This is a genomic window from Deinococcus frigens DSM 12807 (genome assembly GCF_000701425.1).
GTDB classification, from domain to species: Bacteria; Deinococcota; Deinococci; order Deinococcales; family Deinococcaceae; genus Deinococcus; species Deinococcus frigens.
This window is the reverse complement of sequence record NZ_JNIW01000008.1, coordinates 1-22,184: the sequence shown is the minus strand read 5'-3', so window position 1 is coordinate 22,184 and position 22,184 is coordinate 1. Positions and strand designations below refer to the sequence as shown.

The 22,184-nt window shown below is 67.2% G+C and carries 21 protein-coding genes and 1 pseudogene; 10 read left to right on the top strand and 12 right to left on the bottom strand.

What is annotated here, in order from left to right:
- Window positions 1–220: 220 nt before the first annotated feature.
- Entirely contained in the window at window positions 221–499 is a 279-nt protein-coding gene (locus tag Q322_RS0104415; RefSeq protein ID WP_029476324.1) for a cold-shock protein, read from the top strand.
- A gap of 277 nt (window positions 500–776) precedes the next feature.
- Here Q322_RS0104415 and Q322_RS0104410 read toward each other — a convergent pair whose 3' ends face one another.
- The 5 genes from Q322_RS0104410 to Q322_RS0104390 form a co-directional block, all read right to left on the bottom strand.
- Window positions 777–2,354: an L-glutamate gamma-semialdehyde dehydrogenase gene (locus Q322_RS0104410; RefSeq protein ID WP_029476322.1), complete on the bottom strand. Its 1,578-nt coding sequence runs from the start codon at window positions 2,352–2,354 to the stop codon at window positions 777–779.
- A gap of 141 nt (window positions 2,355–2,495) precedes the next feature.
- The gene (locus Q322_RS0104405; RefSeq protein ID WP_156952879.1) at window positions 2,496–2,885 is read right to left on the bottom strand and encodes a hypothetical protein; all 390 of its coding nucleotides are present in this window, start codon (window positions 2,883–2,885) and stop codon (window positions 2,496–2,498) included.
- Between the two features lie 34 nt (window positions 2,886–2,919).
- On the bottom strand, window positions 2,920–3,267 hold the full coding sequence (locus Q322_RS0104400) for a hypothetical protein (RefSeq protein WP_029476317.1): 348 nt from the start codon (window positions 3,265–3,267) through the stop codon (window positions 2,920–2,922).
- Between the two features lie 157 nt (window positions 3,268–3,424).
- A complete protein-coding gene (locus tag Q322_RS0104395) occupies window positions 3,425–4,948 on the bottom strand; it encodes a DUF4127 family protein (protein ID WP_029476315.1) in 1,524 nt (507 codons plus the stop codon).
- Between the two features lie 154 nt (window positions 4,949–5,102).
- Complete coding sequence (locus Q322_RS0104390) at window positions 5,103–6,245, bottom strand: glycosyltransferase family 4 protein (RefSeq protein ID WP_029476313.1); 1,143 nt, start codon at window positions 6,243–6,245, stop codon at window positions 5,103–5,105.
- A gap of 164 nt (window positions 6,246–6,409) precedes the next feature.
- Here Q322_RS0104390 and hisA point away from each other — a divergent pair, with 164 nt between their 5' ends.
- Window positions 6,410–7,141, top strand: coding sequence for a 1-(5-phosphoribosyl)-5-[(5-phosphoribosylamino)methylideneamino]imidazole-4-carboxamide isomerase (hisA, locus tag Q322_RS0104385; protein ID WP_029476311.1), 732 nt, complete (start codon window positions 6,410–6,412; stop codon window positions 7,139–7,141).
- Window positions 7,142–7,146: 5 nt separating this feature from the next.
- On the opposite strand, the gene Q322_RS0104380 is transcribed toward hisA, so the two are convergent.
- On the bottom strand, window positions 7,147–8,472 hold the full coding sequence (locus tag Q322_RS0104380) for a cation:proton antiporter (protein WP_029476310.1): 1,326 nt from the start codon (window positions 8,470–8,472) through the stop codon (window positions 7,147–7,149).
- 146 nt (window positions 8,473–8,618) lie between these two features.
- On the opposite strand from Q322_RS0104380, the gene Q322_RS0104375 reads away from it, so the two are divergent.
- Window positions 8,619–9,647, top strand: coding sequence for a hypothetical protein (locus tag Q322_RS0104375; protein ID WP_029476309.1), 1,029 nt, complete (start codon window positions 8,619–8,621; stop codon window positions 9,645–9,647).
- Window positions 9,648–9,660: 13 nt separating this feature from the next.
- Here Q322_RS0104375 and Q322_RS0104370 read toward each other — a convergent pair whose 3' ends face one another.
- Entirely contained in the window at window positions 9,661–10,824 is a 1,164-nt protein-coding gene (locus Q322_RS0104370) for a YihY/virulence factor BrkB family protein (RefSeq protein WP_029476307.1), read from the bottom strand.
- Window positions 10,825–10,866: 42 nt separating this feature from the next.
- On the opposite strand from Q322_RS0104370, the gene Q322_RS0104365 reads away from it, so the two are divergent.
- From Q322_RS0104365 to dnaX, 4 genes are all read left to right on the top strand, one after another.
- Window positions 10,867–11,295: a thioesterase family protein gene (locus Q322_RS0104365; RefSeq protein WP_029476305.1), complete on the top strand. Its 429-nt coding sequence runs from the start codon at window positions 10,867–10,869 to the stop codon at window positions 11,293–11,295.
- 94 nt (window positions 11,296–11,389) lie between these two features.
- A complete protein-coding gene (locus Q322_RS0104360; protein ID WP_029476303.1) occupies window positions 11,390–13,150 on the top strand; it encodes an NAD-dependent malic enzyme in 1,761 nt (586 codons plus the stop codon).
- On the top strand, window positions 13,102–13,956 hold the full coding sequence (locus Q322_RS21555) for a histidine phosphatase family protein (RefSeq protein ID WP_084147790.1): 855 nt from the start codon (window positions 13,102–13,104) through the stop codon (window positions 13,954–13,956). The genes Q322_RS0104360 and Q322_RS21555 overlap by 49 nt, the downstream gene beginning before the upstream one ends.
- A 114-nt stretch (window positions 13,957–14,070) precedes the next feature.
- Window positions 14,071–16,383: a DNA polymerase III subunit gamma/tau gene (gene dnaX, locus Q322_RS0104350; RefSeq protein ID WP_029476299.1), complete on the top strand. Its 2,313-nt coding sequence runs from the start codon at window positions 14,071–14,073 to the stop codon at window positions 16,381–16,383.
- 9 nt (window positions 16,384–16,392) lie between these two features.
- Here the strand turns inward: dnaX and dtd are convergent, their stop codons facing one another.
- From dtd to Q322_RS0104330, 4 genes are all read right to left on the bottom strand, one after another.
- Entirely contained in the window at window positions 16,393–16,833 is a 441-nt protein-coding gene (gene dtd, locus Q322_RS0104345; RefSeq protein WP_029476297.1) for a D-aminoacyl-tRNA deacylase, read from the bottom strand.
- The gene (locus Q322_RS0104340) at window positions 16,821–17,105 is read right to left on the bottom strand and encodes a DUF1844 domain-containing protein (protein ID WP_034417578.1); all 285 of its coding nucleotides are present in this window, start codon (window positions 17,103–17,105) and stop codon (window positions 16,821–16,823) included. The genes dtd and Q322_RS0104340 overlap by 13 nt, the downstream gene beginning before the upstream one ends.
- Before the next feature lie 101 nt (window positions 17,106–17,206).
- Complete coding sequence (locus tag Q322_RS0104335) at window positions 17,207–17,857, bottom strand: uracil-DNA glycosylase (RefSeq protein ID WP_245593134.1); 651 nt, start codon at window positions 17,855–17,857, stop codon at window positions 17,207–17,209.
- A gap of 19 nt (window positions 17,858–17,876) precedes the next feature.
- A complete protein-coding gene (locus tag Q322_RS0104330; protein WP_029476291.1) occupies window positions 17,877–18,254 on the bottom strand; it encodes a hypothetical protein in 378 nt (125 codons plus the stop codon).
- Window positions 18,255–18,646: 392 nt separating this feature from the next.
- On the opposite strand from Q322_RS0104330, the gene Q322_RS0104325 reads away from it, so the two are divergent.
- The 3 genes from Q322_RS0104325 (at window position 18,647) to Q322_RS0104315 (ending at window position 21,741) form a co-directional block, all read left to right on the top strand.
- Entirely contained in the window at window positions 18,647–19,273 is a 627-nt protein-coding gene (locus Q322_RS0104325; protein WP_029476290.1) for a C40 family peptidase, read from the top strand.
- 89 nt (window positions 19,274–19,362) lie between these two features.
- Entirely contained in the window at window positions 19,363–20,355 is a 993-nt protein-coding gene (gene galE, locus Q322_RS0104320; protein WP_029476289.1) for a UDP-glucose 4-epimerase GalE, read from the top strand.
- Between the two features lie 9 nt (window positions 20,356–20,364).
- Window positions 20,365–21,741 carry a M20/M25/M40 family metallo-hydrolase gene (locus Q322_RS0104315; RefSeq protein ID WP_051668172.1) on the top strand — a complete coding sequence of 459 codons (1,377 nt, stop codon included), beginning with the start codon at window positions 20,365–20,367 and terminating at the stop codon, window positions 21,739–21,741.
- 119 nt (window positions 21,742–21,860) lie between these two features.
- On the opposite strand, the pseudogene Q322_RS23795 reads toward Q322_RS0104315, so the two are convergent.
- Window positions 21,861–22,184: pseudogene (locus Q322_RS23795) on the bottom strand (transposase); the annotation flags it as partial.

The window sequence follows — 22,184 nt, the reverse complement described above, 5'->3', positions numbered from 1 at the left end:
GGTGCCCTGGTATCCCTTTCATTAAACCAGGTTCAAGAATGTGTCCGCGACCCGACTGGAAGGCAGGTCAGCTTGGATGGTCGACCTCCGCTCCTTCACAGTTCTACATCTTGAGGTCAGAACGTGCGATACTACACCCGTCTCAAGCCCCGCGCCATTGTGCGGTTGCAGCCCAGAGGGCGGCTTACCGGGCGGCGGACTTGGAGATGCAAGGAGATTTATGGCTCAAGGACGAGTAAAGTGGTTTAACGTTGAGAAAGGCTACGGTTTCATCGAGCATCCGGGGAACCCCGACGTGTTCGTGCACTATAGCGCCATCCAGAGCGGCGGTTTCCGCAAGCTCAACGAAGGCGACGAAGTGGAATTCGAAGTCGAAGCTGGTCAGGGCAACAAAGGCCCGCAGGCCAAGAACGTCGTCGTGACCAACGCCGCACCTGCCCCCATGGGCGGTAACGGCGGTATGGGTGGCGGAAACCGGGGTGGCGGCAGCCGCTGGTAGATCCCTGATCGGTTGATCAGGACCTCAACTTCTCTTTCTCCTGGCGGACGCTTTTGGGCGTTCGCCCTTTTTGATGTGCCATTGGCTCGCTATTCAGGAACGGGCAGGCGCGAGGATCAACGCCTGCCCGTCCAACTCATACGGATACCGGTCATTCAGTTATCTTTTGGGACAGCACCAAAAGCCAACACCATTCTGGAATCCGTACTTTCCCTTCTCCCGTTGGTCGGGTTTCGCAGTTATTGCATAACTGTTCAACCGGAATCCGTATCAGGATTCAGTACCGCTGCGCCACCGTCTTGGTTTGCAGGAACCAGAACAGGTAATCGGGGCCGCCCACCTTGGCGTTCGTGCCGCTCATACCGTAGCCGCCGAAGGCGTGGGTGCCGCTCAGTGCCCCGGTGCATTTGCGGTTCAGGTACAGGTTGCCCACCTGTAGCAGCCGCCTGGCCTCGGCCAGTTTGTGCGGATCGCGGCTATAGAAGGCGGCGGTCAGGCCGTACTCCGAGTCGTTCGCCAACTCGATGGCATGTCGCCAGTCGCGCGCCCTGGAAAAGGCCAGGACCGGCCCGAAGATCTCTTCCTGAAAGAGCGGGTCCGTGCTATCGACATCTGCGAAGATCGTCGGCGTCACATAACCGCCCTGGCGTTCGCCTGCGTCCGCCGGTTTGCCGCCCAGCACCAGACGTGCCGTTTTCTTGCCGTTCTCCACGTACCTCATGATGCGTTCGGCGCTGCCCGTGCTGACGACCGGGCCGAGGGCAGCGTTGTCTTCCGGCAGTCCCACCCTGATCTGCGCCGCCAGCGTCCTGACCCGGTCCAGCAGTTCGTCGTACACGCTTTCCTCGGCGATCACGCGGCTGCACGCGCTGCATTTCTGGCCCGCGTAGCCGAAGGTGGACTGCACGATACCCAGCGCGGCGGCCTCCAGATCGGCGTCGGCGCAGACCACCGTGGGGTCCTTGCCGCCCATCTCGGCCATCACGCGCTTGAGCCACTTCTGACCGGGCTGCACCTTCGCCGCGCGCTCGAAGATGCGGCAGCCGATCTCGCGGCTGCCGGTAAAGGCCACCATGCGGATGTCCCGGTGATCCACCAGCGGATCGCCCAGCACGTCGTCGGTGCCGGTCAGGAACTGGATGACGCCCCGGGGCAACCCGGCCTCGTAGAGCAGTTCTACCATCAGCAGGCTGCTTAATGGCGTCTCGCTGGCGGGTTTCCAGATCACGGTGTTGCCCGCCGCAACCGCGCCCAGCGCCATGCCCAGCGGAATGGCGCTGGGGAAGTTCCAGGGGCTGATGCAGGCCACCACGCCAATCGGCTCGTAGGCAGTGGTGACGTGTTCGTCGGGCATCGGGTAGACCGGCTTGCCCGCCGCCCAGCGCAGGGTTTCGCGGGCAAAGACCTCGAAGTGGTCCACCGATTCGGCCACCTCGCCATCGGCCTCGGCCCAGTTCTTGCCGTTCTCCAGGGTCATCACGGCATTGAACTCCATGCGCCGCGCCCGCAGCAGCTCTGCCGCCCGTTTGAAGATGGTGGCGCGTTGCAATGGATCGCTGAAGCGCCAGGTCTCGAAGGCGGCCCTTGCGGCAGAGACGGCATCTTCCAACTGTTGCGGCGTGGCTTTCGGAAAGTGCCACACGGTCTCGCGCGTGTCGGCGGGGTTGCGGACCTCGAATGTCTCGCCGCCCTCCACCCGCTCGCCGCCGATATACAGGGGGAAGCGCTGCCCGGCGTACTGCCCCCGCACCTGCCGGAAGGCCGCGCGCTGAAGCTCGGCCACCTCCGGCTGCGCGAAGTTGAAATAGGGTTCATGCTCGAAGGGCAGAAAACCGCCCGCAAGAGTCTCCATCATACGTACCTCCCCTGGTTTGAATGCGAGGCTAACACGCCCGCCAGAAGCGGCACAGAGGCGTTGTCAGGCGCTCGGAACAGACCGGAGCGGGCTGCTGAGCAAATGAATTTCAGAACGTTGGCTTTTCAAACGATAGGTGGCTCAGCGGGGCGCGACCCTGCCGTCCTCGGCAACCGCCACGCGCAGGGGGAAGGTGGGCGCGGTGATGGTGGTCTCGACCCCGGGCCGATCCGGCAGTTTGACCTGGAATCGCAGTGGCCCCGCTTTGAACTCCTGCTCCACGGCCCAGGTCCGGTCCACGCCCAGCTTCTGCGCGGCCCGCACTTGGGCACTCCGCACCGTGACCGTCACGTCTTGACCGCTGGCGTTCATGACGCGCACGTCCGGGCGGGGAATGGTCAGCCAAGCGCCCAGCGCGCACAGCCCGAACAGCGCCGCCCCCACCGCCAGGCGCGCCGGGGTGGCCGGGGGCCGCTTGCGGCTGGCCGAAGCGAGGGAAAGCAGAGGAGTGCGGGGGCGGCTATGAGTCACTTGCCCAGTGTGCCGCACCGGCTGGGGTGGGCGCTCACTGCAACTTGATGCGTCCGTCCCGGCCTACCACAAACGCCGCGTGCGGATCGGCAGCGGCGGGGGTGTGCGTGACCGATTGCCGGGTGCCGCCCGGCTCCTGCACCGTCACCCTGACCTGCTCTCCAGCGTGGGCCTGGGGGACCCGCCAGGTCTGATGCGGCCACAGGCGGTCCCGGTGCAGGCACTCGCCGCTGCCCTGACAGACCGTCAGGCTGCTGATCACCGCGCCGCTGCGGTTCGCCACCTGTACGCCCGTCGCCCCAACCAGCAGTAGATACAGCCACAACGCCAGCGTCAGCACGGCCAGGGCGGCGGCAGCGGGAAAGGCCAGACGGTCACTCATGGCCCCAAGGTTACATGGGGCGATCTGTCAGGCGTCATACAAAGGGTTCAGTAGCCAGACCGGCTGCCTGTTGTCCCCGATCATTGGACGGCTGGGCCGGAGATTGGCAGCGTGCGCGTACCGGCAGCCCCAGCCCCGTCGTTCTAAAACCGACCCCTCAATCCTTTTGCGCCCGAACCCTGAGCGGGAAGACGCCCGTGAACAGTCGAGGCCAGGCCAGGTGCGCCTCGCCTATGTCCAGTTCCAGTCCACGCCCCGAGAAATGCCGCTCCCACAGCGCCCGGATGCGCGGCGTGATGATCTCTCGGAGGTGGGCCTCTGCCGCTCCACGCCCCTCGCCCAGATCGAAGGGGCTGGGGCTATTCAGGCGCTCGCGGACCTCCGAACGCGCGAACGCCTGATACAGCGCGTCGTCCACCATGCGCGCGAGGAGCGCCTCCGCATGGGCGGCCCGGTCCCCCGCCAGCGGCGCGAGTTTGCCGAGGGCGATGGCCGTTCCCAGCGTGTTGCCCGCCGTGTTCCAGGCGCTGAGGCCCGCCAACTCTGCGAGCGGCAACTCCTGGAGCAGCGTCCACAGCCGCCGCTCGGCCCCGTTGGGATAGGCGATGTCGGCCAGTGAGACCGTGCGCCCGGCCTCCAGTTCGGCCCGCAAGGCGTCCACAAAGGCCGGGAGGTGGCGGTGCGGCGTGTCTACCGTGGCGAAGTCCGGCTGCCGATGGGCCTGCCGGGTGCCGGGGGTGTTGACGGCCAGCACGAAGTCGGCCTCGGCGGGCGTGTCGGCCAGCACGCAGCCCGCCGCGCGCAGATGGGCGCGCACCAGTTCCCCGGCAGGGCGGTCCTCGTAGATCATCTCGGACGATGCGCCGCCCAGGCCGCTGTAGCGCACCCACACGCGCGCCGTCCGGGGGGCCAGCGCCCGCGCCAGCAGCGCGCAGGGCACCTCGTCCGCGCCGGGATAGATGTCGAGCCGCGGCCACACGGCCAGTTCATCGGCCCGCGCCTCAAGCATTCGGCGGTCAAAGGCGGCCAGGCCATACGGCGTGGTGTCGTCCAGCGTCAGACACAGGTGGGCCAGCACCCCTGCCGCGAGCAGGTCCAGCGCGGCCAGATGCAGCGCGCGGTTGCGTGCGCGGGTCTCCAGCCAGTCGGCCAGAATGTCGGCGGGGAGGGTGGCGCGGGCCGCTTCCAGCGCCTCGGCTTCTGCCGCGCCGTGCCGGGCGTGGCGGTCAAAGGCCGCGCTATAGGCGCGCAGCTCGCGGCCCCACTGGCCGTAATACGGTTTTTCCTCGTGTAGATCGTTGTCGTGGGCCACCCGCACGATCACCCCAAAGGCGAGGATCTGGAGGGCTGGATGCTGGCGTTTCAGCGTCTTAAGCGCCGCCAGCCGCGCCAGCGCCGTCTCCAGCGGGTCCGACACACGCCGCGCCGGAATCATGCCGCCCAGGCATAGCGTTTCCAGGCAGACGATCAGGATGTCGGCCCGCCCCGCCTCTGCCAGCAGCCAGTCCCGCAACATGTCCGTATTCCCAGGCGTGAAAAAATCTGGCAACGCCCCGGCGGGCGGCACGCGCACCGCTGCCCCGGTCATGACGGCGAGCTGAACGGGCAATTCCAGCGTCTGCGGGCGGGTATCGGGCGGAATCAGCAGCAGCGTGGGGGGGGTGTCGGATAAAGGAGGCATCGGGCCTCAGCGTAATTCAAGGGGCAGCCGTCGATGCAGGACTCGCCGCCGTGTCAGGGGAGAAGCAGACCAGGGCAACCAATGTCCACAAGGTTCAGTTCTAAAGTGAACTCAACTCGCAGACCCTGACTGGACCTCGTGTTCACGTCTGCTGTCAGCGGCGGCCCGACAGCACCCGCCCGTACACCTCTTCCAAAGCCTGTGCCCGTTCAGGCAGATCGTACTGGGCGGCGCTGGCCCGCGCGCCCGCCTGAAGCGCGGCCAGGCGGTCCGGGTGCAGGGTGAACAGCAGGCCGTCGGCCAGGGCCTGCGGGGTGGGGTCGCGCACTGTGCCGCTGACCCCCTCGTCGATCAGGTCCAGGGCGGCGGGGCTGCGGGCGGCCACCAGGGGTGCGCCTGCGGCCAGCGCCTCGATCATGCTCATGGGCAGCACCTCGCTGGTGCTGGCGGTCAGAAAGGCGTCGGCGGCGGCCAGCGCTTCCGGGACGCGGGCGTAGGGGACCGGGCCGGTAAATCTCACGCCCTCGGGGGCCGTCCGCGCCGCCTCTGTGCGGCTGGGACCGTCGCCCACCACCAGCAGGCGCAGCTCCGGGCGGCTGGCCCGCGCCTGATCAAAGGCTCGCAGCATCACCTCCAGATTCTTCTCCGGGGCGAGGCGGCCCAGGTACATCACCAGCGGCGCGTCCGGCGGAACGTGGTGTTCGGCCCGGAAGGCGCTGCCATCGGCGGCCTGAAATGCCGCCAGATCCACCGGATTCGGGAACAGTTCCACATGGCCCGCGTAGCCGTAGTCGTGCAGCATTTGAACCATCGCGCGGCCCGGAGCCAGCACGGCGTCCACCCGGCGGGCAAAGGCGCTGACGTGCGGGCGCAGCATGGCGCGGCCCAGGCGCGGGGGCACCGGGGTGTAGTGCAGGTACTCGTCGTACTGCGTGTGTGCGGTGTAGACCACGGGCGCGCCCGACAGCCGCGACCACTTGAGGGCCAGGCCCCCGGCCAGAAACGGGTGCATGGTGTGCAGCACGTCCAGATCGCGCAGCGGCAGCCGCGAGGTCAGCACCGGCCCCGGAGCCAGCATCACCGGATAATCCGCCGGAGCACCCAGCGCCCGCGCCCCCAGGAACGAGCTGTTCAGGCGGTACACGCCGTCCTCACGCGCGGGCATCAGCGGATGGCGCGGGGCGAAGACCCGGACCTCGTGCCCGCGCTCCCGCAGGCCACGCATGAACAGCGCCGTGCTGGTGGCCACGCCGTTGCGGGACGGCAGATAGGTCGCGGTAATGATCCCGATTCTCACACTGGGCGGCAGTCTAGAGCATGGGGGTGGGGGAGAGCAGTTCGACGGGCCAGACCGTCAAGCAGTCCAACCGCCTCACCGACTCAGGCAGTCGGCGCGGATTCCAAAGACCCGTCTTTCTCGGGTTGACCGCTGACCCGCCGCTCCTCGCTATGCTGCCCGGCATGACTTCCTCCAGCCCTTCCCCCGCCCCGCCCCTGATCATTCCCTGCGTGGACATCCAGTCGGGCCGCGCGGTGCGCCTGTACGAGGGTGATCCTGACCGCGAGACGGTGTATTTCGAGTCGCCGCTGGAGGCCGCGCGGCACTGGGCTGGTCTGGGCGCGGGGCTGGTGCATCTGGTGGATCTGGACGCCGCCACCGGACGCGGCGAGAACCGCGCCGTGATCGCGCAGATCGTGGCCGAACTGGGCGTGCCGGTGGAGGTCGGCGGCGGCATCCGGGACCGCGCCGGGGCCGAGGCGCTGCTGAGGAGCGGCGTGGACCGGGTGGTAATCGGCACCGCCGCCGTGAAGAATCCCGAACTGGTCGCCGAACTGATCGCCGCGCACGGCCCCGAACGGGTGGTGGTCAGCCTGGACGCGCGGGGGCTGGAAGTCGCCACCCACGGCTGGGCGCAGGGCAGCGGCGTGGGAGTGGCCGAGCTGACGCCCCGGCTGGCCGATGCGGGCCTGGAAACCCTGATCTTCACCGACGTGACCCGCGACGGCACGTTAAAGGGCCTGGACCGCAAACTGATGCGCCAGGTGCGCGGGCTGTGGCTGAACACCCTGATCGTGGGCGGCGGCGTCGCCAGCATCGACGACGTGCGCCTGCTGGCACAGGAAAGCATTCAGGGGGCCATCGTGGGCCGGGCCATCTACGAGGGCACCCTGGCATATCCGGTGACACTGTAAACGGACTACGCCGCCCCGGTCCCGGCAGCGGCAGTCGCACGGCGGGCCAGGGCGGGAATAGTCAGCCCCTGCACCAGCAGGCTGAAGACCACCACGCCGTAGCTCAGGACCAGCAACGTGTCGCGCAGCTCGCCCTGCGGGACGGTTAAGGCCAAGGCCAGGGTCACGCCGCCGCGCAGGCCGGACCAGATCATTAACCTCCGGGTGTACGGCGGAAAAGTCCCTCGCCGCCCCAGCAGCGTGATGGGCAGCCACACGCCCAGCGCGCGGGCCGCCAGCCCCAGCACGATCACCCCCGGCACCAGCGCCAGCAGCGGCCAGCCGATCTGCACGCTCAGGATCTCGAAGGCCATCAGCGTGAACAGGGCGGCGTTGAGCAGGTAATCCACGAAGCCCCAGAAGGTATACAGGTGGGCACGAATGTCATCCAGGGTGCCCTGATTCTCGGCCTTCCACTGTGCCACACGGGGGCTACTCTGGGCCTTCAGGTCGCCCCTCTCGCGGATCAATTGCAGCAGGGCCACCAGGGTCAGGCCGCTCATCACCGCCGTGATCGGCGCGCTGACCTCCAAGCGCTGCGCCAGGGCGCTCCCGCCCGCCACCAGCGCCAGTGTGATGGTCAGCCGGGTGTTCTCGTCCAGCGCCGCGCGGCGGATGAAGGCGAAGGCCACCCCGCCCAGTATCGCGCCCAGCGCCAGGCCACCCAGCATCTCGCGCGCGAACAGCAGCAGCGTACTCGACAGGGTCACGGCCTGCGGGGTGGGCGGGAGCAACCCCACCAGCACGGCAAAGGCCACCACGCCCACCCCGTCGTTGAACAGCGATTCCCCGGCGATCAGCGACTCCACTTTCTCCGGCACTCCGGCAGCTTTCAGCAGTGGCAGGGCCGCCACCGGATCGGTGGGCGCGACGATGGCCCCGAACAGCAGCGCTGCCGCCCACGGGACCGGTATGCCCGCCCACTGAAGCAAGAAATAAAAGCCGCTCCCCAGCGTCAGAAGCGTGATCAGGGTGGTCAGCAGAGTTACGGCCACCACCGTCAGGCGGTGCTCGAACAACAGGCGCACGTTGATCTGGATGGCGCTGGCGAATAGTAAGAAACCCAGCAGCCAGTCGAAGACCAGTGTGCCGAAGGGCAGCGATGTCACGGTGGCCTGAAAGCTGTCGGCCAGCGGCAAGCCCAGCAGGTCCAGCGCCGCCACGCCCCCGGCCAGGATCAGGCCGCCGATCAAGGTGCCGATGGTGGGCGGCAACTTGAAGAAGCGGCTGTTGACGAACGACAGGGCCGCCAGCAACACCATGAAGATTCCGACGATCTCGCTGGGTGACATGGGGCCAAGTATGCCGCCCGCGTCCAAGTGCTTTTTTCTTCATGTTCAGGTCCTGGCTGACTGGGTCTGATTGTCGTGTGGCTGTTCGCTGGGGTATAACCGCGAAGGCGCTTGCCTGGACAGCGAAAAGGTGAAATAAGTACAGGATGAGAACGCTGCCCTTGCTGCCTCGGCTGACCGCCCTGCTCTGCGCCGCCGTGCTGCCTGCCGGCGCTGGGGCAGTGGATAGGGTTCCCGGCACCCACACGTACTATTCCGTCTCCAAAGACCCGATCACCGATGTCAACACCAGTTCCGTGACTTTGCAGGAAATCAACGACAGCAGCGTCCAGACCTTGTTTCGCCTCAACTGCGCGGACGGCGGCGTGCCCGATCTGTGGGCGTCCCTGACTTCCAAAAACACCTTGATCCCCGCCGCAGACGCCGATCTGGGCCTGATGCCCGCCGTGACGATCCGGCTGGGAGATGACGCGCCCATTGTCTTGCCAGGCGGCGATCTGACCTCGGTGGTCACGCCCAACGACGCCGTGAAAGCAGAATCGCTGGCGCTGAGCGGGGCAACGGTGCGGCGGATCGTGAATGGCCTGAATGCGGGCAAACGGCTGGTGGTCCGCGTCAACCGCGCCGCTGGCGGGCAAGCGCTGACCTACACCTTCGCGGCGAACGGATTTGCCACGGCCTGGGCGCAGGTGCGGGGCTGCGGTGCGCTGACGGCCCGCGCCGCTGCGCCCCAGGTCACGTTGACGTCTCCGGCGGCGGGCGGCGCGGCCCCCAAATTCACCCGCTGGTACTTCACCACCTGCCGGGACGCAGGCAGCGGCGCGGTCCGCACGGGTCTGCTGGCCGGAAGCGCCCACCTGTGCGATCTGGTGATCGAGACCGTGCCCAACGGCGCGCAGCCCGTCAGCGCCAGCTTCAGCTATGAGCTGGAGTACCGCGAGCGCAACGCGGCGGGCAAACTGAAACTGGACACGCTGGACCGCTGGCCTTCCGGTGCCGGCCCGGTCACGCGCTACCGCCCCAACGGCAACCAGTTGATCTTCACGCTGCCCCTGAATGTCCGTGCCCGGCCAGACCGTGTGTACACCAGTATCAACGTCACCGCCGACATCCTGTTCAGCAACGGCAGCCGCAAGAAGGTTTACGAACCGTTGCCCGTCAAACCCGCGTTCTGAAAGCCGACCGGGCTTACTTCCCCTTGCCCCCGGTCCAGCCCAGCAGCCGCAGCACCATCACGACAGGGACGGCCAGCACGGCACGCACGGCGTTCCAGAGGGTGCCGCGTACGCTGGGCAGCAGCCGTCCCTCGGCGCGGCTGGGAACCCGGGGCAGCACCCGGGGCAGTCTGGCGGTGTCCAGCATCTGACCCAGACGGCCCGGCAGCGGTGATCCTTTCTTGTCGCTGTTCAGGGCCTCTAGCTCCTGTGCGGTCGGCGCGGTGTCGATGTGCGCGCCCTTTTCTGCCAGCGCGGCCTTCTTTTCCACGCTTCCCGCACCGCCCGCCCCCGAGCCGAACTTCTGCGAGTAGACCCAGGTGACTTCCGCGCCGAAGAAGAAGACCATGCTGGAAAAGTAGATCCACAGCAGCAACACCACCAGCGATCCGGCGGCCCCAAAGGCGCTGCCCGGCGCGGCGCGGCCCAGATAGAAGCCGATGATGAGTTGCCCAATGGTGAACAGCACCGAGGTAATGGCCGAACCGATCCAGACCTCGCGCCACTGTAATTTGACGTTGGGTAGCGTCTTGAACAGCGCGGCGAACACCACCGTCAGGATGCCCGCGCTGACGGCAAAGGTGGCGAGGCGCACGAACAGCGTCCCCAGCCCAATGGTCTCGCCCAGTCGCTCGGCGATGGCCGACAGGTACGTATTGCCGATCAGAAAGGCGATGATGATCACGCCGATGCCCAGCACCAGCGCAAACGACACCAGCCGGGACTTGATCACGTTCAGGATGCCGTTGCCGGTGGCCGGTTTTGCCCCCCACAGCGTGTTCAGGGCGTCCTGAAGCTGCACGAACAACCCGGTTGCGCCCATGAACAGGATCACGAAGCCTGCGGTGCTCGCCAGCAGCGTGGACTGCTGGAGCCGGTTGTCCTTGGGCACAATGCCCTTGACGAATTCCACCGCGCTCTGGTTGAGGTTCTGGGCCAGAAATTCGAACAGGCGCTCCTGCACGTTGGCGTTGGCCAGCAGCCCGCTGGCGACGGCCAGCACGAAAAACAGCAGCGGCGCGATGGCGAAGATGGCGTAGTACGCAATGGCGGCGGCCAGGCGCGGGGCCTTGTCCTGGCTGAAGGCCAGCGCGGATTCGCGCAGCAGGGTGAACAGATCGGCGGGCGTGAACCTCATGGGGGGCAGTCTAGCGGGCAGGCTTGCCCTACCCTGCGTACCATGCGCCCCATTCCCGACGGCTTCACCCAGACCCTGACCCTGACCGTAACTGACGAGATGACAGTGGATTTCGGCGAACTGGGGGCCGTTCACCCGGTCTACGCCACGTACTGGATGGCCAGACACTTCGAGGAGGCGGGCCGCAAGATCATCCTCCCCTTTCTGGACGACGGCGAGGGCGGCATCGGCTCGCAGGTGGAGGTCATCCACAGCGGCCCCGCGCTGCCCGGCATGGCCGTGACCGTGACCGCCACCTTTGCCGGGCAGGAGGGGCGGCGCGTCCACGCCCGCATGCGCGCCATGACCGAACTGGGCGACGAGATCGGGCACGGGAGCACCACGCAGTTCGTTCTACCGCAGGCGCGCATCGACGCCAACTTTGAGGCGTTGCGGCGGCGCTGGGAGGCTGGCCGCCCCTCCCAGTTGTGACCCCCATCATCCACTTCGGCTGGGCCGACAGACCACTTTGACTTCTAAGTAAACGGGCATGGAGATGTTCTGGCCCGCTATGCTGACGGGCAGTATGGCCAAATCCCCTCCTGTGTCCCGGTATTACGACGTCAAGCGCGATGAACAGGGCAACCGGTTTATCGACGTGCAGGTCAGCGGTCTGGCGCTGCTGCAAAACCCGCTGCTGAACAAGACCACCGCCTTCACGCCCGAGGAGCGCCGTGATCTGGGCCTGGAAGGGCTGATCCCGCCGCACACCAGCAGCTTCGAGGAACAGAAGGAGCGCACCTACGGGCGGTATGGGCGCTGCATCAACGACCTGGAGAAGCACGAATACCTGCGCGCCTTGCAGGACCGCAACGAGGTGCTGTTCTTCGGCGTCTTGGAAGACCACCTGGAAGAGATGCTGCCGATCATCTACACCCCCACGGTGGGCGAGGCGGTCAAGTTCTTCTCCAGCAACTACCGCTACCCGCGCGGCTTCACGGTCAGCACCCAGGACATCGACCGGGTGGAGGACATGCTGGACAACATCACCGTCAACGACGTGCGGATGATCGTGGCCACCGACAGCAGCGCCATTCTGGGCATCGGGGATCAGGGCTTCGGCGGCATGGCGATCAGCATCGGCAAGCTCTCGCTGTACACGGCAGCGGGGGGTGTCGGCCCCGACAAGACCCTGCCCGTGGAGCTGGACGTGGGCACCAACCGCCAGGACCTGATCGACGATCCGCTGTACCTGGGTGTGCACCACAAGCGCCTGGCCGGGGCCGAGTACGACGAATTTCTGGATTGCTTCGTGGAGGCGGTCTCGGCCCGCTACCCCAAGGCGATCATCCAGTGGGAGGACTTCTCGCGCGGTACGGCCTTCCGGGTGCTGGAGCGTTACCGCAAGGTGGTCCCCAGCTTCAACGACGACATTCAGGGCACCGGGGCGATGGCCCTGGCCGGGGTGATGAGCGCAGCCCGTATCAAGGGCGAGCGCCTGTCAGATCAGGTTTTTGTGATCGTGGGCGCGGGCGCGGCGGGCATCGGCGTGGCCACCGCCCTCCGCCAGGGCCTGGAAGCCGACGGCCTGGGGTACGCCGAGGCCAACGCACGCGTGTTCGTGGTGGACCGCCACGGCCTATTGATGGAAGGGCAGGATGACCTCGAAGCCCAGCAGATGAGCTTCGTGCGCCGCAAGGATGACGTCGCGGGCTGGACCTCCGTGGGCGACTACCCCACGCTGCACGAGGTGATCGTCAACGCCCGCGCCACCGCGCTGCTGGGCTTTACGGGGGTGCCGGGCCTGTTCCGCCAGGAAAGCGTGGAGGCCATGCTGGAGCACACGCCCCGCCCGATCATCTTTCCGCTCAGCAACCCCAGCAGCCACGTCGAGGCGCAGCCTGCGGACCTGATCCGCTGGACCAACGGCGGCGCGATCATCGCCTCCGGCAGCCCCTTTCCCGACGTGGAATACAGCGGCAAGAGCTACCCGGTGGGCCAGGGCAACAACGCCTTTATCTTCCCCGGCCTGGGCTTCGGCGCGGTGGCCGCCCGCGCCCGCGAGATCACCGACAACATGGTGATGGCCTCGGCAAAAACGCTGGCCGCCTTCACCGAGCAATACAGTACCCAGAGCTATGGCGAGCGCGTCTACCCGCCCATCAATGATCTGCGCGAACTGAGCATCCGCGTGGCGGTGAACGTGGCGCGGCAGGCCATCACCGACGGCGTGTGCGCCGAGCGCCGGATTCGCACCATGACCGACGAGCAACTGGAAACGGTGATCCGGGATAGGGCGTGGCTGCCCAAGTACCTGCCGCTGCGGAAGGCCGGGGGCGCAGAGTAGCCGGTTCGGGACCTGCTCTTTATCTCCTGCGTCACGGCCAGACCGTCTGGAATGTCGGGGGCCGGGGCCAGGGCCGTCTGGATCCCCCGCTGACCGAGCTTGGGGTTCAACAGGCTCAGGCGCACCGCCACACACTGGCCGCCCTGCCCCTGACCTGCGCCTACGTCAGTCCGATGGGCCGCGCTCAAAAGACGGCAAGCCTGGCGCTGGAGGGTCGCGACGTGCCGCTGACCGTGCTGGACGAGCTGGCCGAAGTGGACCTAGAGCATTTGTCAAAAGAGTTGTCCACTTTTGACCGAACGGGCGGGCAAGCGTCCTCATGGGCGTCTGTCCTGCCCAAGACAGTGAGTGAATTTGGCCGAGTATTTGGGAGCATGGAAGCATCGGGAGTCTCTTTTCCCGATGCTGTAATTCGGACACATGCGCTGGGCGAACTGGCAGGCCTGCTCCCGGCTGAGCGGCTGGCCCGCTTTCCTATACTTGCAGGGGCCAGGAAGCGCGACAAGTACCGCACCGTCGTCCCCGGCGGCGAAAGTGACGAGACTGCCGCGCCCCGCGCCGCCCGCGCCCTGGAGCGCATCCGCGCTGATGGTCCGGGCGACGTGCTGATCGTGTCCCACGAGATGATCGGCAGGCTGCTGCGGATGCTTCTGCTGGGGCTGACGCCTGGGCAGGCGCTATCCCTCAGTCATCCGCAGGACACGATTGACCGGATTGAGGACGGGACACTGGCGGTGAGTATGGGCGGCCAGCCCTTCCAATCCGCCTTCCCTCACCCCGGACCGGACCCCCCCGCCCTACACTGAGGGGGTGAAGAGGTTTGCGGGGTGTGGTGGGTGTGTGGCGGTCCATAGATCGGTCTTTTTCTCTGTCTCGCTCGCCACGGATCACGGCCCACTGACCACGCCGAGGACGCGACGATGAGCGCCATCTACCAGCGCGCCCGCCCCATCCACTGGGATCAGGTGGTGGGCCAGGAACACGTCAAGGACGTGCTGAAGGCCGCGCTGGAGGCCGGGCGGGTGGGCCACGCCTACCTGTTCAGCGGGCCGCGCGGCGTGGGCAAGACCACCACCGCGCGCCTGATCGCCATGACTGCCAACTGCACCGGCCCGGCTCCGAAGCCCTGCGGAGAGTGCGAATCGTGCCTGAGCGTGCGCGCCGGTTCGCACCCCGACGTGATGGAAATCGACGCCGCCAGCAACAACAGCGTGGACGACGTGCGCGATCTGCGCGAACTGGTGGGCCTGGCGGCCATGCGCGGCGGCAAGAAGATCTACATTTTGGACGAGGCGCACATGATGTCGCGGGCGGCCTTCAACGCCCTGCTGAAAACGCTGGAGGAGCCGCCCGGCCACGTCATCTTTATCCTGGCCACCACCGAGCCGGAAAAGATCATTCCCACCATCCTCTCGCGCTGCCAGCACTACCGGTTTCGCCGCCTGACGCCGGAGGAAATCGCCGGGAAACTGGCTGGCCTGGCGACGCAGGAGGGCATGACCGCCGACGGTGATGCCTTGCAACTGATCGGGCGGCTGGCCGACGGCGCGATGCGCGACGGCGAGAGCCTGCTGGAGCGCATGCTGGCGGCAGGCAGCGCGGTCACGCGGGCCGGGGTGGAGGAGGCGCTGGGGTTGCCCCCCGGCGAACGTGTCAAAGGGATCGCGGCGGCGCTGGTGGTGGGCGACGCGGGCGCGGCCTTGCAGGGGGCCGGGAGGTTGTACCGCGACGGCTTCGCGGCCCGCACGGTGGTGGAGGGGCTGGTTTCGGCGCTGGGCGCGGCCCTGCACGCCGAGCTGGGGCTGGGCGAGGAGGGGCGGCTGGACGGCGCAGATGTTCCCCGTCTTCTCAAATTGCAGGCCGCGCTGGACGAGCAGGAGGCCCGCTTCGCCCGCTCCGCCGATGGGCAGAGTCTGGAGTTGGCGCTGACCCACGCCCTGCTGGCCGTCGACGGTGGCGGTGGGGGAGGGGCGGCATCAGGAGGAGGTGTGGCAGCCGTCCCGGCGGACCTGATGCAGCGCCTGAACCGCCTGGAAAAAGAGCTGGCGGGCCTGCGCGCAGCCGGAGGAACAGCTTCCCAGGAGCGCCGTGGCCCCGTCTCGGCCTGTGAAGTGGTGCGGGAGGCGGTGGCTGCGGTTCAGACCGACGCTCAGGCGCAGGATGAGGCTCCACCGCCCCAGCAGGGCAACTGGGCCGATGTGGTGCGGGCGGCCAGCATGCAGCTCCGGGCCTTTTTAAAGCCCGCGCGGATGCACGGTGAGGCCGGGTACGTCAGCCTGACCTACGACGATAAGAATGCCTTCCATGCCAAACAGGCGCTGAGCAAGTTCGACGACATCGCCACGCTGGCCCTCAAGGTGTTCGGCCCGGTGACCTTCGAGCTGATCACGGTGGACGCCCACAAGAAGCAGAGACTGGGCGGCAGCGCTGCGGCAGGGGCTGTGGCCCCGGCTTCCCGGCCCGAGCCTGCGCTGGCTCCACGCCCCGCACCCGTACAGGCTGCCCCAGCCGCCGAAATCGAGATCGCCCCCTTCGATCCGGCCCCGCGCCGCGCCAGCCGTGAACCGGAAGGGCCGGGACCGCAGGCGACCGCCTCTGCTGCGCCGATCACATCTGCACAGGCCACGCCCCTCCAGACCGCGTTGCCGCCCCGGCCCGCCTCGGTGGCGACGCTGGAGCCGCCCGCAAATGGTCCGCCGCCCCGTCCCCAGACGCGCCCCCCCGAAACCCGCCTGCCCCGCCCCGCCAGCCCGGACGACGTGGCCCCCGCGCCGCTGCCCAGCCCCCACCCGGACCCCTGGCAGGCCGCCCACGCTGCTGACGCGCCCCCACCCCCGCCGGAAGCGGCCCCGGCGGAGGCCCGCGCCGCCTCGCGCGAGCTATACGTCGTCGAGGCCATCGACGTGGAACCCGACTGGGACGACATCGGCAGCCCACTGGACGCGGCAGGACCGGCTGGCCCCCCCGATCTGACGGACGCGCCGTATGCCAGTCTGGCCGTGGAGCGTCCCGCACCCGTTGCACCGCCCCTGCGAGACCCGGCGCAGGCCAGCGCCGCACCGTCTGGTGCACCATCTCATGCACCGTCTCGCCCCGGCGACATCCGCGCCCACCCCATGTACGACGAGATCAAGGGCCGCTTCAGCGGACGCGTGCGCGAGATCGGCAAGAACCGCAATCCGGTGGCCCCGGCAGCGGAGACCGACGACAGCGATGAGGACACCGAGAGCTAACCCGGCTGTTCAGTTCATCTCCAGCGTGATCGTGACCGGGCCGTCGTTGCTCAGATCGATCACCATGTGTTCACCGAAACGGCCCTCGCCCACCGTCAGTCCCAGGGCGCGCAGGGCGGCGTTAAAGGCCCCGTACAGCTCGCGCGCCTGTTCGGGAGGGGCCGCGCCGATGAAGCTGGGGCGGTTGCCCGCGCGGGTATCGGCGTACAGCGTGAACTGGCTGATGCTCAGCACGCCGCCGCCAGTGTCCACGACGCTGCGGTTCATCTTGCCCGCCTGATCATTAAAAATCCGCAGCTTGGCGATCTTGGCAGCCAGCGCCTGCGCGGTCTCAGCGCTGTCGCCCGGCGCGACGCCCAGCAGGACCAGCAGTCCCGGCCCGGTCTGCCCGCTGACCTCGCCCGCGACGGTACAGGTGGCGCCGGCGACGCGCTGAATCACGGCCCGCATGAGTCGCCCTGCGCGCCACCGCTCAGCCGTTCGCGCAGGCTGGAAATCGCCCCGGTCAGCAGATCGGCCTCGGCAAAATCGAGGTTGCCGCGCGTTTTGTCGGCCAGCATGGTCAGCAGCTTTAAACTGCGTTCGGCGGTCTGGCGGGCGCGGCCCTCCTGAAGCAGACCGTCTCGCGCGGCGCTGGCGGTGGCGGCGTTCAGGTCGCCCAGCGCGGCCTCGGCGGTGGCCTGCAAAGAATTGACGAGTCCGACGAATTCAGGATGGGGCATGGGACATAGTGTATGCGGCGCGGTGTATGGGCGGCCCAGTGCATGGGCGGCGCTGAGACATGAGCGGCGCTGTGATTGGGCAAACCTCGAATGGGCAAACCTCAGAACAGTCCCGGCTGACCGTCCATGTCTGGCGGCGTGAGCTGGGCCAGTTCCCCCGGCTCCTTGTGGCCGCGCAGCACGGCGGCGGCCTCGCGGATGTCGCGCCAGGTCAGCGCCTTGGGACTGCCGGGGGTGCGGGCGGCGTTCCGCAGCAGGTAGGCCGGATGAAACATCGGCATCAGCAGCGCGCCGACTGTGCCCCCCGCCCCGTCGCCGTGCGTGAATCCGAACCACTGACCGCGCAGGCTGGCGACGCCGCGTTCGGTCTTCAGCAGGTGCTGGGTGGCCGCGTTGCCCAGGCTCAGAATCACGCGTGGGCGCAGCAGCGCCAGTTGCGCGCCCAGCCACAGCCCCGTGCAGGTCTCCACCTCATCGGGCCGGGGGGTGCGGTTGCCCGGCGCGCGGCATTTGACGGTGTTGGTCAGGTACGCTTCTTCCCGCTCAATGCCCGCCGAGGCCAGGATGCGGTCCAAGAGTTCTCCACCCGGCCCGACAAAAGGACGGCCCAGCCGGTCTTCCTCACGCCCCGGCCCCTCGCCGATGATCACCAGTGGGGCGTCCGGGTCTCCCTCGGCCACCACCACGCCCGCGCAGCCGGGGCGCAGGCGACAGGCGGCGCAGCCCGTGTTCCGCAGCTCCAGCGCCTGCAACGCGGCCCGGCGGGTGGCGTCAGCTTCCAGCAGCGGCTTCCAGCTTGGGGCGGCGGCTGCGGGCCTCGCGGCGGGTCCTGGGGTCCAGGCCCACCAGCAGGAAGAAGTTTTCCAGCGCGTTCTCGCGGCCCTTGAGATCGGGGTACTCGTGTTCGGGCGTGCCGGTGGAAAACGGGATGGTCTCGTAGACCGACAGGGCGTGGGTGATCACGTCGTCGGGAGCGTGCGTCTCGGCATAGGTGCCCAGCGCCACGTAGACCTCGCGGCGGCATTCAGCATGCGTCAAGAAGGCGTCCGGCCACGGGGTTTCGGGGGCACGCAGCATGTCCTGGCGGGCAATGCGGCGGTAATGTTTGAGACCTTGCAGGAGTTGATCGGTGGTCATGGGTTCCTTCATCGGTCCTCCAGATCGGGCGGCGGCTTGCGGGCGCTCGGGTGGGCGGCGCTGTCCTGGGCCAAGTATAGGAGGCGTGCCCGGCAGAAACCCTGCGCCCGGGTGCGGATGGCCCCAGTCTAATTCCCAGAAGTCATTCAAGACCCACTCCCGAAGTACATGAGCAACATGAAGACGCGATAAATCTTACAATCCGCTTACCGGCTGTGACTGTCAGCACTTTTCCTGATCCGGGGAACATGAGCTGAAGTCTGAGAAGCTTGAGCCAGACGCTGGATTTTCATTCCGTTCGGCAGTTGTCAGAACGCATAAGCGACGTATAGGCGCATAACGGGACAGTTTCTGACCAAGAATTAAGGACAAATAAATAAAGCTGGGATAAACTTTTGAAGTCGATGACTTATTCCCGCTTCCTTCTGCCCCTTGCTCTCGCCGCCCTGATCAGCCCTGCTGCTGTGGCCTCTGCCTACACTGTCAAGAGCGGTGACACGCTGTCGGCGATCTCGCGCGCCACGGGGGTGGACGCCGCCGCGTTGATGCGCCTGAACGGTCTGAGCAGCAGCACCATCCAGGTCGGGCAGAAACTGAATCTCGGGGGGGCCACCGTCTCCGCGCCTGTCCGCGCCGCCGCGCCCGCCGCCACCAACACTGGCGGCGCGTTCGTGCGGACCGCCGCCGCTCGCTTCCTGGGCGTGCGCTACGCGCTGGGCGGCAGCGGCAGGAACGGTCTAGACTGTTCCAGCTTTACCCAGAGCGTGTTCAGGAGCATGGGCGTCAGCCTTCCGCGCACCGCCGCCGGGCAGTGGAACTCGGGCCGCGCGGTCAGCCGCCGTGATCTGCGTTCGGGCGATCTGGTGTTCTTCAACACTATGGGCCGCACCGCCAGCCACGTCGGTCTGTACGTGGGCGACGGCATGATGGCCAACGCCAATAGCTACCGGGGCCGGACCGTCATCGAGCCGCTGTTCGCCAACGCCTACTGGGCCAACCGCTACAACGGCGCGCGCCGCGTCATGAACTGACAGAATCGGTGAAAAGGCGGGCGGATGACATCGACTCATCCGCCCGTTTTCTGTTGGTGCCGGGGTCTGGCCTGCTACCCTGAGTCCCGATGAAACTTCTGGTGATCGGCGGCGCGGGGTATATCGGTTCACACACGGTCAGGCAGTTGCGGGCTGCGGGGCACGGCGTGGTGGTGCTGGACAACCTCTCCAGCGGTCACGCCGCAGCGCTGCCGGACGACGTGGAGCTGGTGCGGGCCGATCTGCTGGATTTCCCCGGCGTCAAGGCCGCGCTGGAGGCTTACAAGCCCGACGCCATCATCCATTTCGCCGCGCTGATCGAGGTGGGCGAGAGCATGCGCGCCCCGGCCCGCTACTACCGCAACAATGTAGTGGGCAGCCTGAACCTGTTGCAAGCCATCGTGGACACCCGCAAGGTGCCGCTGGTCTTTTCCAGCACTGCCGCCGTCTACGGCACCACCGACGCCGTGCCGATTCCCGAGAACGCCGTCATGCAGCCTGAGAGCGTGTACGGAGAGACCAAGTTGATGACCGAACGCATGATCCACGCCTTTGGTGCGGCGCACGGCCTGCCCTACACGATCCTGCGCTATTTCAACGTCTGCGGCGCGGCTCCCACCGGGGACATTGGCGAGGCGCATCCCAGCCAGTCGCACCTGATCGAACTGGCCTGCATGACCGCCCTGGGCCAGCGCGACAAAATGATGATCTTCGGCGAGGACTACGACACGCCCGACGGCACCTGTATCCGCGATTACGTGCATGTGCAGGATCTGGCCGACGCGCATGTGCTGGCGGTGGAGGCGCTGCACGCCGGAAAGGCCGATGCCGCCACCTACAACGTGGGATTAGGCCACGGCTTCAGCGTCAAACAGGTGCTGGACGCCGTGGACGCTGTGGTGGGCACCCCGCTGGAACGCGAGATCGCTCCCCGCCGCGCAGGCGATCCGCCCCGGCTGGTGGCCGACGCCACGCGGATCGTGCAGGAGCTGGGCTTTGCGCCGCAGTTCACCGACTTGCAGCAGATCGTGCAGACGGCCTGGAACTGGCACAGGGGGCATCCGCACGGCTTTGAGAAGTAGATTGGCCCCATGACAACACCTGGTTCCCCTGACCTCTCCGCCCATATCCAACGCGGTCTGTCTGACCTGCGCGGTCTGGTGGCGATGCAGAGCGTCTCCGCGCAGGGCCGCATGTTGCCCGAGACGGCGGACGCCGTGAGCGCCCTGCTGGAGGCCGAGGGCTTCAGCGTGGCCCGCTATCCCGGTCAGGTGGCCCCCGTGCTGGTGGCCGAGACTGGAGACGGTCCCTTCATCCTGCTGATCTACAACCACTACGACGTGCAGCCCGAAGACCCACTGAGCCTGTGGGACACCCCGCCCTTCGAGCTGACCGAACGCGATGGACGGCTGTACGGGCGCGGCGCATCCGACGACAAGGGCGAGTTTGTCTCGCGGCTGGCCGGATTGCGGGCGCTGCGTGAACGGCACGGCGGCACCATCCCCCTCAAGGTCAAGTGGCTGCTGGAAGGCGAGGAGGAGGTGGGCAGCCCCAGCCTCGAAGCCTTTGTGCGAGACCACGCCGCCGAACTGAAGGCCGACGGCGTGTGGTGGGAATTCGGCAGCGTGACGCCGGAGGGGCGGCCCATCCTGTACGCGGGTCTCAAGGGCGTCGTGTGTCTGGAATTGCGCTGCCGGGTGGCGGCCAGTGACCTGCACAGCAGCACCGGGGCGGTGGTGGACAACCCGCTGTGGCGGCTGGCCAAAGCGGTGGCCAGCCTGCGCGACGGGACCGGGCGCGTGACCATTCCCGGTTTTCACGACGATGTGCGCGAAACCTCCGGGGCGGACCGCGAGGCCATCGCCAGCATTCCCGGCCAGGGAGAGTCGCTGTACGACGCCTACGAGGTCACGCGCCGCCTGGGAACGCCGGAGGACTTCAACACCCGCACCAACCTGATGCCCGTCCTGAACGTCAACGGCTTTCATGGTGGCTACGCGGACGGCGGCAGTAAGACCGTGTTGCCCGCCGAGGGCTTCGTCAAGATCGATTTTCGCCTGGTGCCGGACCAGCACCCCGACAGGATCGTGGAACTGCTGCGCGCCCATCTGGACGCCCAGAACTTGCAGGATGTAGCAATTGTCGAACTGGAGAGCCACCAGCACCCGGCCCGCAGTGACCTGAGTGACCCCTTCGTGCAGACTGCCGTGCGCGTGGCGAGAGAGGTCTACGGCCAGGACGCCATCCTGCACCCCAGCAGCGGCGGCAGCGGTCCCATGTCCCCCTTCATGCAGCACGTCGGTGCGCCCGTGATCGCCCTGGGGATCGGCAACGTGGCGGGCCGCGTCCACGCCCCCAATGAAAATGTCTTGCGCCGCGACTTTGAAACTGGGGTGCAGTACGCGCTGGAGTTGATGGAGGCTCTGAGTGGGGACGGGAATGGTTCAGATGTTGAGAAGAGCATTTAAACTGGCCGCAGTTTGATCATCCAAGACCTGAGCTTCTATCAACGAGTAAAGTTCGCTCACCACCCAGCCCTTCCTTTGAGACACCACAGGAGTATTGATGCCTGGCGGCCTGACAAATTTTATGAGAGCGGACGAAAAACGAGTTGCCAGCCGACTTCAAGGGTGGTTTGAGGAGGGGCATGAAGGCGTTTCCGCTGACCTGGTGGCTCAGGGTCAGGCCCGCCCTGGAGCGTCAGGTGAGAGAAGATTGCCTGACCACGGCTCAGCGCGTAATGAACCGCCCGGAGACCGATCTTGAGGTAGCTCAGCGCCCGCCGCCAGTGGGGATCGACGTGTCGTCGATCCCCACGCTGCACCACCTCGATACCTTCGGAGACGAGCAGCAAGGTCGCCACCGACAGCACCAGGATCAGGCGCTCCAGACTGGCGGCGTCGCGCAGCCT